The 14,312-nt window shown below is 52.8% G+C and carries 8 protein-coding genes; all 8 read right to left on the bottom strand.

From position 1 onward, the window contains the following. Positions 1 to 368 precede the first annotated feature (368 nt). Positions 369 to 2,750 (bottom strand): glycoside hydrolase family 95 protein, encoded by a 2,382-nt coding sequence (locus MKY96_RS00895; RefSeq protein WP_340937968.1) that lies wholly within the window; start codon positions 2,748 to 2,750, stop codon positions 369 to 371. A gap of 109 nt (positions 2,751 to 2,859) precedes the next feature. Further along, entirely contained in the window at positions 2,860 to 4,602 is a 1,743-nt protein-coding gene (locus MKY96_RS00890; RefSeq protein WP_340937966.1) for an ABC transporter substrate-binding protein, read from the bottom strand. A gap of 188 nt (positions 4,603 to 4,790) precedes the next feature. Then, complete coding sequence (locus tag MKY96_RS00885) at positions 4,791 to 5,690, bottom strand: carbohydrate ABC transporter permease (protein ID WP_340937964.1); 900 nt, start codon at positions 5,688 to 5,690, stop codon at positions 4,791 to 4,793. Positions 5,691 to 5,704: 14 nt separating this feature from the next. Next, entirely contained in the window at positions 5,705 to 6,691 is a 987-nt protein-coding gene (locus MKY96_RS00880; RefSeq protein WP_081751337.1) for an ABC transporter permease, read from the bottom strand. A gap of 114 nt (positions 6,692 to 6,805) precedes the next feature. Further along, entirely contained in the window at positions 6,806 to 8,584 is a 1,779-nt protein-coding gene (locus tag MKY96_RS00875) for a cache domain-containing sensor histidine kinase (protein WP_340937963.1), read from the bottom strand. Positions 8,585 to 8,944: 360 nt separating this feature from the next. Then, positions 8,945 to 10,492, bottom strand: a complete 1,548-nt coding sequence (locus MKY96_RS00870) for a response regulator transcription factor (RefSeq protein ID WP_340937962.1) — start codon at positions 10,490 to 10,492, stop codon at positions 8,945 to 8,947. A gap of 119 nt (positions 10,493 to 10,611) precedes the next feature. Further along, positions 10,612 to 12,108 (bottom strand): xylulokinase, encoded by a 1,497-nt coding sequence (xylB, locus tag MKY96_RS00865; protein ID WP_340937960.1) that lies wholly within the window; start codon positions 12,106 to 12,108, stop codon positions 10,612 to 10,614. A 576-nt stretch (positions 12,109 to 12,684) separates the two neighbouring features. Then, positions 12,685 to 14,004 (bottom strand): xylose isomerase, encoded by a 1,320-nt coding sequence (gene xylA / locus MKY96_RS00860; RefSeq protein ID WP_340937959.1) that lies wholly within the window; start codon positions 14,002 to 14,004, stop codon positions 12,685 to 12,687. Between the last annotated feature and the right edge of the window lie 308 nt (positions 14,005 to 14,312).

Below are 14,312 nucleotides of genomic sequence, written 5' to 3'. Positions count from 1 at the left end.
ATCGTCTCTCTACGAGAGGTTTAAGAGTAGAATTCCAAGAATAAGCGCTCTGGGGTCCGTTATGTTGCCCAAGTGGTGACTTTCATCCGGAATAAGCGCGCCTCAGTCCGTTACGCCGGGCCAAATGCCCTAATGAACAACTCCCATCTTGATCTGGGAATGGCATCTGAAGGGGGGAGCTCCACTCCTGTACTCCTTCAGGCATTATAGAGCCCCATCCACTTGTTTAAATCTGACTTTGTACTAGAACTCTGGCTTCCACTTCATCTATAAATATCACTCAGTTATACAGGTTACCTCCTTTTATTATCGGGTTTATTTCCCACTAGATTTATAGTTTTCCATTTTTCCTTCAATTCCCCTAATCATCACAGCCCTACCGAGTAAACCCCGCCAGCCGTAACCTCAATCGCACCGTTCAGCGGCTGGACACTCCCATCTCCAAGCTTCAGCTTCAGCTCTTGCGAATAGCCGAGGCGCAGTGTTCCATCGAACCGGGCTGTAATCCGCGCGGATACCAGAACCCCAGCCTGCCATTCGATGTCCACCTCATACCCTCCGCGCGCCTTCAGGCCGCTGATACGGCCGTTCTTCCAGACTCCCGGAAGTGCCGGAAGCAGCGTAAGCTCCCCCAAATGGCTCTGCAGCAGCATCTCTGCAATGCCGGCGGCCGCGCCGAAATTACCGTCAATCTGAAACGGCGGATGCGCATCGAACAGGTTGGGATAAACGGAGCGGGTTAGCAGCGTGCGTACATAACCGTAAGCTGCATCGCCGTCTGCGAGCCGGGCGTAGAGGTTAATCAGCCAAGCACAGCTCCAGCCCGTATGCCCTCCACCGGAGGCAACCCGCTGCTCCAGCGTTAAACGGCTAGCCTCCAGCAGCTCCGGCGTGTCCCGCCGGTTAATCCGGTTGCCCGGATACAGGCTGTACAGGTGGGAGACATGGCGGTGCCCCGGCTCGGCTTCAGCGAAGTCATAGAGCCATTCCTGCACCCGTCCATCCTTGCTAATCTTCAGCGGAGACAGCCGGGCGAGCGTCTGCTCCAGCTCCTCCTGAAGCTCAGCGTCCACGCCGAGAATGCGCGCAGCCTCCAGGCAGTGCTGCATCAACTCAGCGATCAGGCTCATATCCATGGCTGAACCCATAGATATACTGCAAGCTCTGCCATCCTCCGTGATGAACCGGTTCTCCGGCGAAGTAGACGGACTGGTAACCAGCCGGCCCTCCGGTCCTTCCACCAGCCAATCCAGGCAGAATAGAGCGGCTCCCTTCATTAGGGGATACGCGGTGTCCTCCAGATAAGCAGCGTCGAGAGTGAATTCATAATGCTCCCACAGGTGGCGGCATAGCCACACCCCGCCCATTGGCCAGAAGGCCCAGCTGGCATCTCCGCCGGACGGTGTGGAAGTCCTCCACAGATCCACATTATGATGGGCTACCCAGCCGCGCGCCCCGTAATGAATAGCTGCGGTTCTGGCACCGTTCTCACTAAGCTCCTTAATCAGCTCAAAGAGCGGCTCATGGCATTCGCTGAGATTGCAGACCTCGGCCAGCCAGTAGTTCATCTGTGTATTGATATTGGTCGTGTAATTGCTGTTCCATGGCGGCTGAACATGTGGGTTCCAGATCCCCTGCAGATTCGCTGCCTGGGTTCCGGTCCGTGAGCTGCCCATCAGCAGATAGCGGCCATATTGGAACAGCAGCGCTTCGAGCGCCGGATCTTCCGCTCCGTCCTGATATGCGGCCAGACGTTCATCAGTGGGCCGCTCATCTGCCTCGTGACCGCCCAGATCCAGATCCATCCGGCGGAAGATCGCCTGGTGATCCTCAGTATGCCTTCTCCGCAGCTCCTCATAAGTCTTACCAGCCGCAGCACTTAATCTGCCGGCGCATAGCTCCGCCGGGCTTACCACTGCTTCCAAATGTTGAGCAGCCGAAGCAGTCCTATGGCTTGCTCTGGAGCGCACCTCCTCATAGTCCGTTCCGGCAGCCAGCAGCAGCAGCACACGGTCCGCGCCACTGATTACCAGCTTGCCTGCGGAATACCGGATACTTCCCCCGGTTACCTGTACACGCAGGTGCAGCTCGAATGCTACTCCAAGCCCCGCTTCATATAGCACCGCGAGCGGATGATCCTGGTGGTAATTATCGGCAATATGCGAGGGGCAACGGCCCTGCATTACAAGCCCGTTCCCCTCCCCCGGACTGACGCTATGCTGTAATTGGCTGTCCAATTCCAGCTCTACCTGAATTCCCCCCGGTTGACCGCTTGTCAGATGCACGACACCGACCTGGTCTGGTGTGCTGATGAACACCTCACGGGTGAAGTTGCCCTGCTCCGTCTGATAGGTCACTCTGGCAACTCCGCTATCCAGATCAAGCTCTCGTTCATAGGCTGTGCAATGCTTTGCGCCCGGCTGCGTAAGAATCAGGTCCCCGAGCGGCATATAGGCCTGGGCGTTGACCCCCAGCATATGGGCGTTCACCATATCCTCAGCCTCACCATACTGACCTGCAGCGATTAACTCCCGGGTTCTCTTCAGATACCTAAGTGCTTCATAGTTATTGGTATCCCGGGGAAACCCCGACCATAAAGTATCTTCATTCAGCCGGATCAGCTCTCTACCCGTTCCGCCGAATACCATCGCTCCCATATGCCCGTTCCCAAGCGGCAGCGCCTCTTCCCAGACGGCTGCGGGCTGGCGGTATCTAAGCTTCCATGCGGAGTTCCTTTGTTCAGTTTCCATATTCTACTCACCTTTCGTACTAAGTTCTGAATATAGCAAAAGGCCCTGACCTAAGTCGGGCCCTTCTGCCTTCTGCTGTACATTTGATCATGCTACATCCTATTAGGATTTACAGATTTTTGCCTGTCCACAGGGATACTCTCTTCTTCACCAGCTCAGTGAATTCTTTTTCCATATCCTGAGCGCCGGCTTTATCCAGCTCAGCGAGGAAGGCGTCATAGACTTTATCGAAGTCAGCCGGTTTGGACAGAATCGCTTCCGGGATACGTTTACGTACGATATCCTGGGTCTTTTTGAAGATGACCTGATATTTACCGTCTGTCGGAACCGGCAGGTTGTACAGGGCGCCTGTTTCTTTTACAGGGAATTCATCCTCTTTCGGGAACAGGTCCTTCCAGGTAGTCGCCTTATATCCGGCAAGGGATTCCTTCTCGGCTTCTGAGTACGAAGCAACAATCTGCTCAGGGAAGCTTGTGGTGTAGTAGTTGTCTGTTGAATCCTTCATCCCGTCGCCATACCGTGCACCGAAGATCAGGTACTGGCCGATCCCGGTTGTTTTTTGAGTGTTCGCGGTATCATTGGCTAAGCCGTCACGGATCTCAGGCAGAACCTCGCGCTTGCCATTCGCATCCACAGTATAGTGCTTGTCTTTAATCCCCCAGGTTCTGAGGATCTGGCCTTCATCGGAGGACATCCAGTCCAGCCATTTGATGATCCGCTCAGGATCTTTGGCAGCCGTAGTGATTGCAATCCCGTAGCCGTCGATACCGGTCTGCATGAAGGAATGATCCTTATACTCTTCGGTCAGGGTTACAGGGAAGTGTCCATAGGTGTACTCGTCTTTGCCGGCAGCCTTCAGGGCATTCTCACCGTCGGAGTATTCCCATTCCTGGGAGATCAGACCAAGCACACGGCCGCTGGCCACTTTCGCTTTGTATTGGTCATCCTTTTGTACGAAGGTATCCTTGTCGAGCAGGCCTTGATTGTACATACCGTTCAGCCAGCGGAAATATTCCTTTTCTTCGGCGCGTTTGTAGTGAAGCTTCGCTTCGAAGGTCTCAGGGTCCACATAATATTCACCATCATCCGGTGCGCCGGTTGTAGTGAAGGCCGGGTTCGTCACGGTGATCATAATCTTCCAGTCATCGGCGTTCAGCGTCAGCGGAATGGTAGGCTGTCCATCGGTTTCCGGATGCAGAGCGACATAATCCTTAAGCACCTTTTCAAAATCAGCTACAGTCCGCACTTTCGGATAGCCAAGCTCTTTGAGTACACGATGCTGGATTTCAAATCCGCCTGTGGCATCGAAGGATTTCTGGCCGACACCCATATTCGTAGGAATCTGATAGATACTCTGGTCGTCCAGGCTGTACTTCAGACGGTTCATATTCTCGCCGTAGACTTTCTTGAGGTTGGGGCCATATTTGTCAATCAGGTCCGTCATATCAAGGATCAGACCGGCATCCACCAGGGTACTCAGACTTCCTTTAGCGAAAATAATATCAGGAACGTCGCCGCTCGCCGCCATCATCGCAATCTTCTGGTCGCCGCCGCCGCTGCCTACATCGAATTCAGCTTCAAGGGTTACGCCTGTCTTTTCCGTAATAGCTTTACCGACATCATCCTGCATCTTGTTCCAGTTAGGGCTGGCATCTGCTCCGAAGAAGGTGAAGGTAGCCGGTGAGGTATCTAGAGCCGTATCATCTGCTGCAGCAGTAGCATCTGGTGTAGTTCCTGAGTTGTTAGGCGTCGTATTGTTGGCTGCATTATTGCCGTTCGCTCCACAACCGGCGATCAGCATCGAGCTCATCAGCAGGAGTGTGAAGATCGTCTTGGTACTCTTGCGGTTCATTGTGTATCCCCCTTGTATCTTAATATGTTGCCTTTATGCATATCAGGTGAGACCTGAATATACCATTGTGAACGCTTGCAAAACTACCACAAATATAAATTTCCATAAATTAACACTTGGCTTAAGCGGGTTGGCTGCCAGGTTCTGCACTGAACCCGGCAGCTTCTCCTGCCCTGGGGAATGAAGGCTTAAGCCTTGACTGCACCCAGCGTCATACCTCCGACAAAATACTTTTGCAGGAACGGATAGACCACGAGAATCGGCACGGTTACGACAATCGTAATCGCCATCTTGATCGACTCCGGTGAAATCTGCGCCATCTGTCTGGCCATATCATTCGCATTTGCCATGCCGCTGCCCTGATTGGTCGAAGACAGGACCTTCATCAGCTCGAACTGCAGCGTAGTCAGATGCGGCTTGTTGCCGTTGTAGAGATAGGTGGTGAACCACTCATTCCATTGCCCCACGGCCAGGAACAAGGCGATGGTAGCCAGCACCGGCTTACAGAGCGGAAGAATGATTTTGTAGAAAATCATAAAGTCATTCGCGCCGTCCAGCTTGGCGGATTCCTGCAGAGCAAACGGCAGCCCGTCCATGAAGGAGCGGATAATGAAGACGTTGAACGCGGATACCATACCCGGCAGGATGTAGATCCAGAACGTTCCGATCAGATTCAGGTCCTTCATGAGAATGTACATCGGCACCATACCGCCGGAGAAGTACATGGTCAGGGCCAGGAATACCGAGACGAATCTTCTGGCTCTGAACTCCGGACGGCTGAGCGTAAAGGCCAGCATGGAAGCACTGATCAGCCCCAGAAGAGTACCGGAAAGGGTACGCAGAATCGATATTTTGAAGCCTTGAATCAGGCCCGTATAGCTGAATATCCGCTGGTAATTCTCCAGAGTCCAGACCCGCGGGAAGATATAGATGCCGCCCCGGACTGTATCTGTAGATTCATTGAAGGAAATCGCCAGCACGTTCAGAAAGGGATATAACGTCACAATCATAATCAGAATTAGAGCGATGTAGAGAAAAATATCGAAAATACGTTCACCTTTTGACATTTGAAAAGCTTTGCTGCTCATGGATGATCCCCTCCTTACATAATGCTTTCTTTGGCAAATTTCTTCATCAGACCGTTGGCGGTAAACAGCAGGATGACACTCACTACCGAGGTGAACATGCTTATCGCCGTACCGTAGGAGAACCGTCCAATCTGTATCCCGTATTTAAGCGCATACAAATCCAGCACTTCCGAATAATCGGTAACCATATTGTTCTGCAGCTGGAATTGCTTCTCGAAGCCGATGCCGACAAGATGGCCGATATTCATAATCAGCAGCACCATCACCGTTGTGCGGATACCCGGCAGCGTAATATTGAACATCTGCTTGACCCGTCCTGCACCGTCCACTTTGGCCGCTTCATACAGCTCTTTATCAATGCCTGTAATCGCTGCCAGATAGATGATCGCGTTCCAGCCCGTTTCCTTCCAGATGTCAGCAGCCGTTAAGACTCCCCAGAAGTATTTCCCTTTGGCCATGAACTGAATCGGCTCATCAATCACATTCATCCAGAGCAGCAGATCATTCACGATCCCCCCGTCAATCGCAAGCGTCTTGTAGACAATCCCGCCTACAACGACCCAGGATACAAAGTGGGGCAGGTAAGATATCGTCTGGACCGATCTCTTGAAGACGTTGCCGCGCAGCTCATTGAGCATCACGGCGAACAGGATAGGAACCACGAAGCCGAAGATCAGTCCCAGCATGCTCATCGCCAGTGTATTTCTTAATACGAGGTAGAAGCGTTCATCCTGGAACAGCTCCCTGAAGTTGTCCAGTCCGACCCATTTCTGCTCGCTGAACGACCTGACCGGCTTATAATTCTGGAAGGCCATTAGCCATCCCCATATGGGCACATAGCTGAATATAAATACCCAGATTACGAATGGAAGGGACATCAGGTATAAGTACTTTTGCTGGAGTACGCTTTTCCAAAATCCACTATTCCGTTTCGCAGGTGGGCGGGGGGTTACGCTTTCATTTGCTGTAACACCGCTTTCAGTGAGCGCTTTCACGATCATTATTCCCCCTTCGCTTTGATAGCTTTATCTTATCCCAGCGCCGGGGGCGAGAATACCCAACAGATTTCACGTAAAAACCTATAGAAATTAGACATTCTCCCCGCCTGTATCCCCTTAAGCCTTCAAATCACTGCCCTTAGGGATTGAAAATGTAATCCGGGTCCCCTCTCCCTCCCGGCTGGAGATGTTCAGCCCATGCTCTGCTCCGTAATACAGGGTCAGTCTCTGCTGCACATTGCGCAGCCCGATCCGGCCCTGCTCTTCTTCCTCTGCCTTGGTGATGACCTCCATAATCTCGGACAGCCGTCCTTCCTTCATGCCGATCCCATCATCCATTACAATCACCTGAATCTCCTGATTCTCCCTGAGGGTAATGGCGATACTGACATGCACCGTGCCTTCCTTGTTCTCCAGACCGTGAACGACAGAATTCTCCACCAGCGGCTGGATAATCAGCGGCGGGATCATCACCTCAGCGGCGGCGGGATCGAAGGTAATCTCATACTCCAGCCTGTCCTCGTACCGGAACTTCTGAATCTCCAGATAGGAGCGGATCATCTCAATCTCTTCCTTGATCGGCGCTCTCTCCCGGCCTACTTCCAGATTCTTGCGCATCAGCTTGCCCAGTAGCCTGACTATATTGGCGATCTCCTTCTCTCCCCGCAGATGGGCGTTCATCCGGATCGACTCCAGTGCGTTGAACAGAAAATGCGGATGAATCTGGCTGGCCATCATCTTCAGCTTAATCTCCCGCTGCGCAATCTCCAGCGTGCTGTTCTTCTCATTGCTCTCTATCACCTGGGTAATCAGCTGGTTGATGCTGGCTACCATGTAGTTGAACTGGCGCGACAGCTGGCCGATCTCATCTGTTCCGTCAATGTGGGAGACGACGTTCAGGTTCCCGAGGGCCACTTGATTGAGCTGGCGGCTCAGCCGCAGCAGCCGGTTGCTCGTCAGCAGCGAGATAGTATAGACCAGTACAAGCGCAACCAGCAGCACCCCGATTACGATAAACAGACCCAGCTGACTCACCTTATTGGCATCGCTCAGAATGCTTTTGGTCTCAAACACGGAAATGATCTTCAGCTTGCTGACACTCAGCTCAGGGATCATCTCATCGATCATGACGTAGGAATCCTTATCCTTCACCTGGGTCATGAACACACCTTTGGATTGCGACTGCACATTTATCCCTATGTCAAAAGTATCCACCGTGCTGCCTACCAGCTGCGGGTTTTTGGCGGACACAATATAGCCCTGCTCATCGACAATGATGGTCTCGAACGGCTCCTGGTGCAGCATCTGGTTCAGCTCATCCTGATTCACCTGCACCATCAGCACTCCCGACTTGCTGTATTCAGGGTAGGGCACCTGGCGGACCAGGCTCAGCTTGTTGATGGTCCCTTTGGGGCTGTTGATATAAGGGTCCTTGTCGTGGATATACATCCAGTAGATCTGATTGTTCTGCATAGCCTGTGTATACCAGTTTCTCGTACGGATCTCCGGCGTTACCGGCGCGATGGACATATCATCCACCAGTGTGGGATTATCGATGAAAAAGCGGATATTGGAGATTTCCCGGTACCGCAGCACATATTCCTTGAGGTCGGTATAATTCAGATAAGCCTTGGTCAGCTCCAGGATACTCGGATAATGCGTATTGACCAGCCGCTCCAGATCCTCATCGAAATAGAGCAGATTCGAAATATCTGTAGGGACACGCAGCTTGCTGTACAACTGGCTTTTGATCTTTTCCACGTTGTTGGTGGCCTGATCTATCGCTCTGTTCAAGGCGCCTTCCCGAAAATAATTCGTCAGAATTACCCCTGCAATCAGCACGGGAATCATCACCACTATGATATAAAAGAAGATCAGCTTGTATTTCAGCTTCATGTTATTGACCATCCGCACCAGCTTCTTGATATCAATCTCCCCTCTCTATACAAACAGGCTGCTCCCGGTCTTCTGCAAGAAGGGGAACAGCCTGTATATCATAAGCCTCATACCTGATTTTCTGCAAGCTTGACGCTGGTCTAAATAAGGCCCACTAAAAGATTTGAACTCTAAGCTTGGTCGTCACTGCGGTGAACATTTGGACTTCCGGCCGCTGTTGTCTCCAGATGTTGTTAATTATATTGCTTGCAGCAGATAACATCCGGAGACAAAGGCGGTCGCTAACGCTCCTACAGTTCCAAATTTCCCCTCCGCTTCTTTTTGCTTTTCGTTAAGTGCTTTAGCGCTTCTTAGATAAGACTAGTTCTCCTTGCGGTAGGCGCTTGGGGAGACGCCGACATATTTGCGGAATTTGGCGTTGAAGTAATCGGAGTTCATGTAACCGACCTGCTCGGCCACCTCATAGACCTTCATGCCCTGGGTCAGCAGCTGCTTTGCCTTCTCGATCCGCACCTTATCCAGATAGGTGTTAAAGTGCTCACCCACCTGGTTCTTGAACATTTTACCCAAGTAGGCGCTATTGTAGTTAAAAATCTCCGCAAGTGTGCCCAGCTTCAAATTCTCCTTATACCGCCGCTGGATCAGATCCGTGATCCGCTTAATCTCATCACCGCGTCCGCTTCCGCTGCCCGTCAGCCTGGAGAGCTGCTCCATATAGCCCGACACCAGCCGCTCTGCATCATGCAGATACCTGCTGCTGTAGACCTCGCCCATCGGCGAGGCTTGTCCGGCAATTAGCGGGCGCAGCTCGGGACTCGCCGCCTCCAGCCGGGCAATCGTGCTGCTGACAATCCGCAGCAGCTGGTCCTTGATATAAGTCTCGTCCCGCTGGGTATGCACCAGCTGGCGGATAATCTGCAGCGTAAGCTCCCTGGCCACCTCGCTACTGCCAGCCTCTACTGCCAGCAGCAGCTGCACCTCGATATCACGCTCGGGGTCCAGCTCCTCCTCCGGTTCAACCGCGCCTTGTGCAGACTCCTCCCACAGGTCCGGCATTCCACAGAGAAGTGTGTTCTTCTGCCCGAAGAAGGCATCCTCCAGCCGGGCGCGCGCAGCCCCGAAGGACTCTCCGGCCTCCTCCGGCCGGACAGCCGCTCCGCCCGTTGCGGCCACGAACTCCAGACCCTCCTTCGAGATCAGGTAGTGCAGCTCCTGCCAGAGCGCCGCCCGGGCGCGTTCATCCCCGAGCGGCTCCTTCAGCAGAATTCCCATATACGGGGGGAGGGTGAAGAAGAAACCGCGCTCCTCCTGCTCCTGCCAATGCCGCTCCATCAGCCCCTTCACCGACTCTTCGCGGGCATCCTCCCCCTTGTTAAGCCCTTTCAATTCCAGCAGCACTACTTCGCAGCTGCTGTCCCCCAGGCCCAACTCGGCAGCCGCCTCTCCGGCTTCCTTCGACTGCAGCAGCTCCCGCACCAGCACCTCGGTGGTTCTTACCGGCTCCAGAGCCTGCCATTCGTTGATCCGTTCTTCCAGGCTGATTTTCTCCCGCAGCTCCTGTAGATAGCTGATCAGCTCCTCCTCATCCACCGGCTTGAGTAAATATCCGTCAATATGATAGGAAATAGCCTGCTTCGCATATTCAAAATCGGCATAGCCGCTCAGAATCAGCACATGGCAGCCCGGATTCTCCTTGCGCAGCTCAGCAATCAATTCCAGCCCGCTCATCCCCGGCATACGAATATCTGCAATTACAAGTCCAGGGTCCAGCTCACGGAATTTGTCCAGCGCTTCATAACCGTTAGCCGCTGTCGCCACCACGGTATACCCCTCTTCCTCCCAGGGAATCAAGGTGCGCATCCCTTCCCTCAGCTTGGGCTCATCATCCACAATCAGTACTTTGATCAATAGGGTGCCTCCCTTCACAGAGCTTATAACAGATTCTACAGCAAAGCTTATACCATAACGCGTATAAAGAAAACAAGCTGCCACCCTATACAGGATGGCAGTCATTCCATGCGGATATTCTATTTGCGGTAAGAGGCCAGCTTCTCATTCAGCCCGCGGGTCTGTCCGTATACATCCTGGTACAAAGCGAAGATCCCGTCATAGAGCCCCGCCTGCTCTGCGTTAGGAGTATAGGTCTCTGCCGGACGGATGAAGGCTTCCGCACATTCACCCAGGGACTCGAACCAGCCTGCGCCATAGGCTGCCAGCATAGCTGCGCCCATAGCCGGACCCTGCTCGCTCTCCAGCTTGATGATCGTAGCGCCGAAGATATCAGCCTGCATCTGCAGCCAGGCTTCATTCTTCGCACCGCCGCCGATCGCCACGACCTCGGTAATCTCTTTGCCGGATTCACGCACAATCTCAATCGATTCACGCAGCGAGAACGTGATGCCTTCCAGCACAGCCCGGGTAAAGTGGGACAAGGTATGTCCGGAATCCATACCGATGAAGCTGCCGCGGATGCTCGCATCCGGGTGCGGTGTACGTTCCCCGCTGATGTACGGGGTGAACAAGAGACCGCTGCTGCCAGCCGGGATTTCGTTCACTCCCCGCAGTAATTCGTCGAAGCTCTTGTCTGCTGCAAAGGTCTCCTTGAACCAGGTCAGGCTGTGTCCTGCTGCCAAGGTAACACCCATAATATAGAAGGCATCCTTCTCACTGTGGTTGAAGAAATGCACTTTGCCTTCGAGGTTAAGATCCTTGTTACTCTCGTAGGACAATACCACACCGGAAGTGCCGATACTGCACATCGTCCGGCCTTCACCCAGAATGCCGGCACCCAGTGCGCCGCAAGCATTGTCTGCCCCGCCGGCGAACACCTTGGTGGTAGGAAGCAGACCGGAGGCTTCGGCCACCGCCGGAAGCAGGGTTCCGGTCTGCTCGAAGGATTCCACGAGTCTCGGGCAGAGAGAGACCGGCAGATCGAACGCTCCGGCAATCTCTGCACTCCACTGCTTCGCTCCTACGTCGAGCAGCAGGGTTCCGGCTGCATCGGAGTAGTCCATGGCGTAGTCACCTGTCAGGTGGTAGCGCACATAATCCTTCGGCAGCAGGAACAATGCAGCCTTCGCGAGCACCTCAGGCTCATGCTCCTGGACCCACAGAATCTTCGGAAGCGTGAAGCCTTCGAGCGCGCGGTTGCGGGCGATATCGATCAGCTTGCTGCCGAGCTTCTTCTCAATCTTACGGCACTCCGCAGTCGTACGCGTATCATTCCATAAAATGGCGGGACGCAGCGCCTTGCCTTCACTGTCAACAAGCACAAGCCCGTGCATCTGGCCGGAGAAGCTGATGCCGTCGATCTGTGCAGGCTCTGCACCCGATACTTCCATCAGACGCTTCAGGCTGGCGATGGTTCCCTTCACCCAATCCTCCGGGTTCTGCTCACTCCAGTTCGGTTGGGGTCTGCTGAGCGGATACGCTTCAGAGTGCTCGAAAGCAACCTTGCCCTGGGGATCTACCAGTACAGTCTTTACCGCGCTGGTTCCAAGATCGACACCGATTACATATTTCATAGTTAGCCTCCTAAAAGTTTTGCGAGCTTCTGCTTCCTGTAGTCACTTCAAGCAAAACTCGCTTCGTAAGCATCTGCTTAGTTATATGAAGCATTACTTCTCTTGGAACATCTCCGCAATATAACTGGTACAACTTCAGAACTATAGAAGTGAATTCAGTTCAGCCGTACAGCTATTTATGGATTGTGGTTCCAAGTGAACATGCAACGAGATGCTTCACCTTATAACAAGCGCCTCCACATAAGGGTCCGGCTAAGGCGATTGTATTTCCTGCAATAGATTCCACTTAAATCAGCCGAAAATCGTGAGCTATTGCATTTTGTACACTAGAATTCCTTGAAAAGGCTGTTCTGAACATGATCCTCAAACATCTATTGTACGAAATACAGCAGAATGCTATTTTCCAGCGAAAGCAGGGCATTCTATTGCACAAAATACACTCACACATCCCTGCTACTCAGGTTACCCCGCTATTCCGTATTAAAAAGGGGCTGCCGAAGAATGCTCTCTTCAGCAACCCCCGTTGCGTGTATGCTCTAATGAATCTGCGGGCAATCCCGCAAATCCGGCAGCGTCTTACTCAGCAGTCAGGATGTACTGGTTAAGTGTAGCTCTCAGCAGTTCCTGACGTCCGGATTTGTTCGGACGCGGGCTCTCGTTGTTCAGCGCGTAGTCAGCCAGCGAAGCAAGTGTCGCTTTGCCGGATACGATGTCAGCGCCAACGCCTTCGTTGAAGCTGCTGTAACGCTCAGCGATGAAGTTCTCGAATACGCCGTCTTCAAGCAGCTTGGCAGCTACCTTCAGGCCCTTAGCGTATACGTCCATACCGGAGATGTGTGCCAGGAACAGATCCTCAGGCTCGAAGGAAGGACGGCGTACTTTGGAGTCAAAGTTGATTCCGCCTTTGCCCAGACCATCGTTCTTCAGTACTTCATAGAGAGTCAGTGTAGCATCATAGATGCTTGCAGGGAATTCATCTGTATCCCAGCCGAGCAATGGATCGCCCTGGTTCGCATCCAGTGATCCTAGCATGCCGTTGATACGGGCTACATGCAGCTCGTGCTCGAACGTGTGGCCAGCCAGTGTAGCATGGTTAGCTTCAAGGTTCAGCTTGAAGTGCTTATCCAGGTTGTACTTCTGCAGGAAGGCGATGCAAGTTGCTGCATCGAAGTCATACTGGTGCTTGGTAGGCTCTTTCGGCTTAGGCTCGATCAGGAACTGGCCGTCGAAGCCGATTTCCTTCGCATAATCAACAGCCATGGTGAACAGGCGGGCAATGTTGTCCTGCTCCAGCTGCATATTGGTGTTCAGCAGTGTCTCATAACCTTCACGGCCGCCCCAGAATACATAGTTGTCAGCGCCCAGACGTTTACCCACTTCCAGACCCTTCTTCACTTGTGCAGCAGCGTGTGCGAATACGTCAGCGTTGCAGGTGGAGCCTGCACCGTGCATGTAGCGCGGGTTGGTGAACATGTTGGCAGTGTTCCACAGCAGTTTTTTGCCGGAAGCCTTCATGCCTTGTTCAAGGATGTCTACGATGGTATCGATGTTGCTGTAGAATTCACGCAGGGACGCGCCTTCAGGAGCGATGTCCACATCATGGAAGCAGTAGTACTGCAGGTCCATCTTCTCCATGAATTCGAATGCTGCTTCTGCACGGGCCTTAGCCTTGTCTAGTGTGCTCAGTTTGTCCCAAGCACGGACTGCAGTTTCAGCGCCGAACGGGTCGGAACCGCCAGCTGTTAATGTATGCCAGTAAGCCATTGCAAATTTCAGGTGTTCTTCCATTGTTTTGCCGGCTACGATTTCTTTCGGATTGTAGAATTTGAATGCATAAGGGTTGGTGGAACGGCTTCCCTCGTAAGAGATCTTGCTCACTGTTTCAAAATAAGCCATTTGTAAAATCCTCCTCGATATTTTGCTTCGCCCGCAAGCGTTTACAGCATCATCTTAACACATCTCTTTGACTTTGTATATTGGTTAAACAAAGTTTTTTTATTTTTATTTTTCCCGCTGTTTCGCGTGTCTACCGGAGCTTATATTCACCTTTATAAGTTCCAGTTATTTAAAAATATGTAACGTTCGGATCGTCCTGATCCAACGGATACAGTTGCATTTTTACGCTCTTCATTCTAGACTAGGGGGCATACCCGCGCAGCGGAGAGCGGCTTCACAGCTACCCTCTTCCCGTCTGTGCAAGGGCC

Origin of the sequence: Paenibacillus sp. FSL R7-0302 (assembly GCF_038006885.1) — a bacterium.
GTDB lineage: Bacteria > Bacillota > Bacilli > Paenibacillales > Paenibacillaceae > Paenibacillus_AQ.
This window is presented reverse-complemented; position numbering and strand designations above follow the sequence as displayed.

Excerpts from the sequence above, each read along its gene's own strand:
- MKY96_RS00895 (WP_340937968.1), bottom strand. The coding sequence starts at position 2,750 with ATGGAAACTGAACAAAGGAACTCCGCATGGAAGCTTAGATACCGCCAG.
- MKY96_RS00890 (WP_340937966.1), bottom strand. The coding sequence starts at position 4,602 with ATGAACCGCAAGAGTACCAAGACGATCTTCACACTCCTGCTGATGAGC.
- MKY96_RS00885 (WP_340937964.1), bottom strand. The coding sequence starts at position 5,690 with ATGAGCAGCAAAGCTTTTCAAATGTCAAAAGGTGAACGTATTTTCGAT.
- MKY96_RS00880 (WP_081751337.1), bottom strand. The coding sequence starts at position 6,691 with ATGATCGTGAAAGCGCTCACTGAAAGCGGTGTTACAGCAAATGAAAGC.
- MKY96_RS00875 (WP_340937963.1), bottom strand. The coding sequence starts at position 8,584 with ATGAAGCTGAAATACAAGCTGATCTTCTTTTATATCATAGTGGTGATG.
- xylB (WP_340937960.1), bottom strand. The coding sequence starts at position 12,108 with ATGAAATATGTAATCGGTGTCGATCTTGGAACCAGCGCGGTAAAGACT.
- xylA (WP_340937959.1), bottom strand. The coding sequence starts at position 14,004 with ATGGCTTATTTTGAAACAGTGAGCAAGATCTCTTACGAGGGAAGCCGT.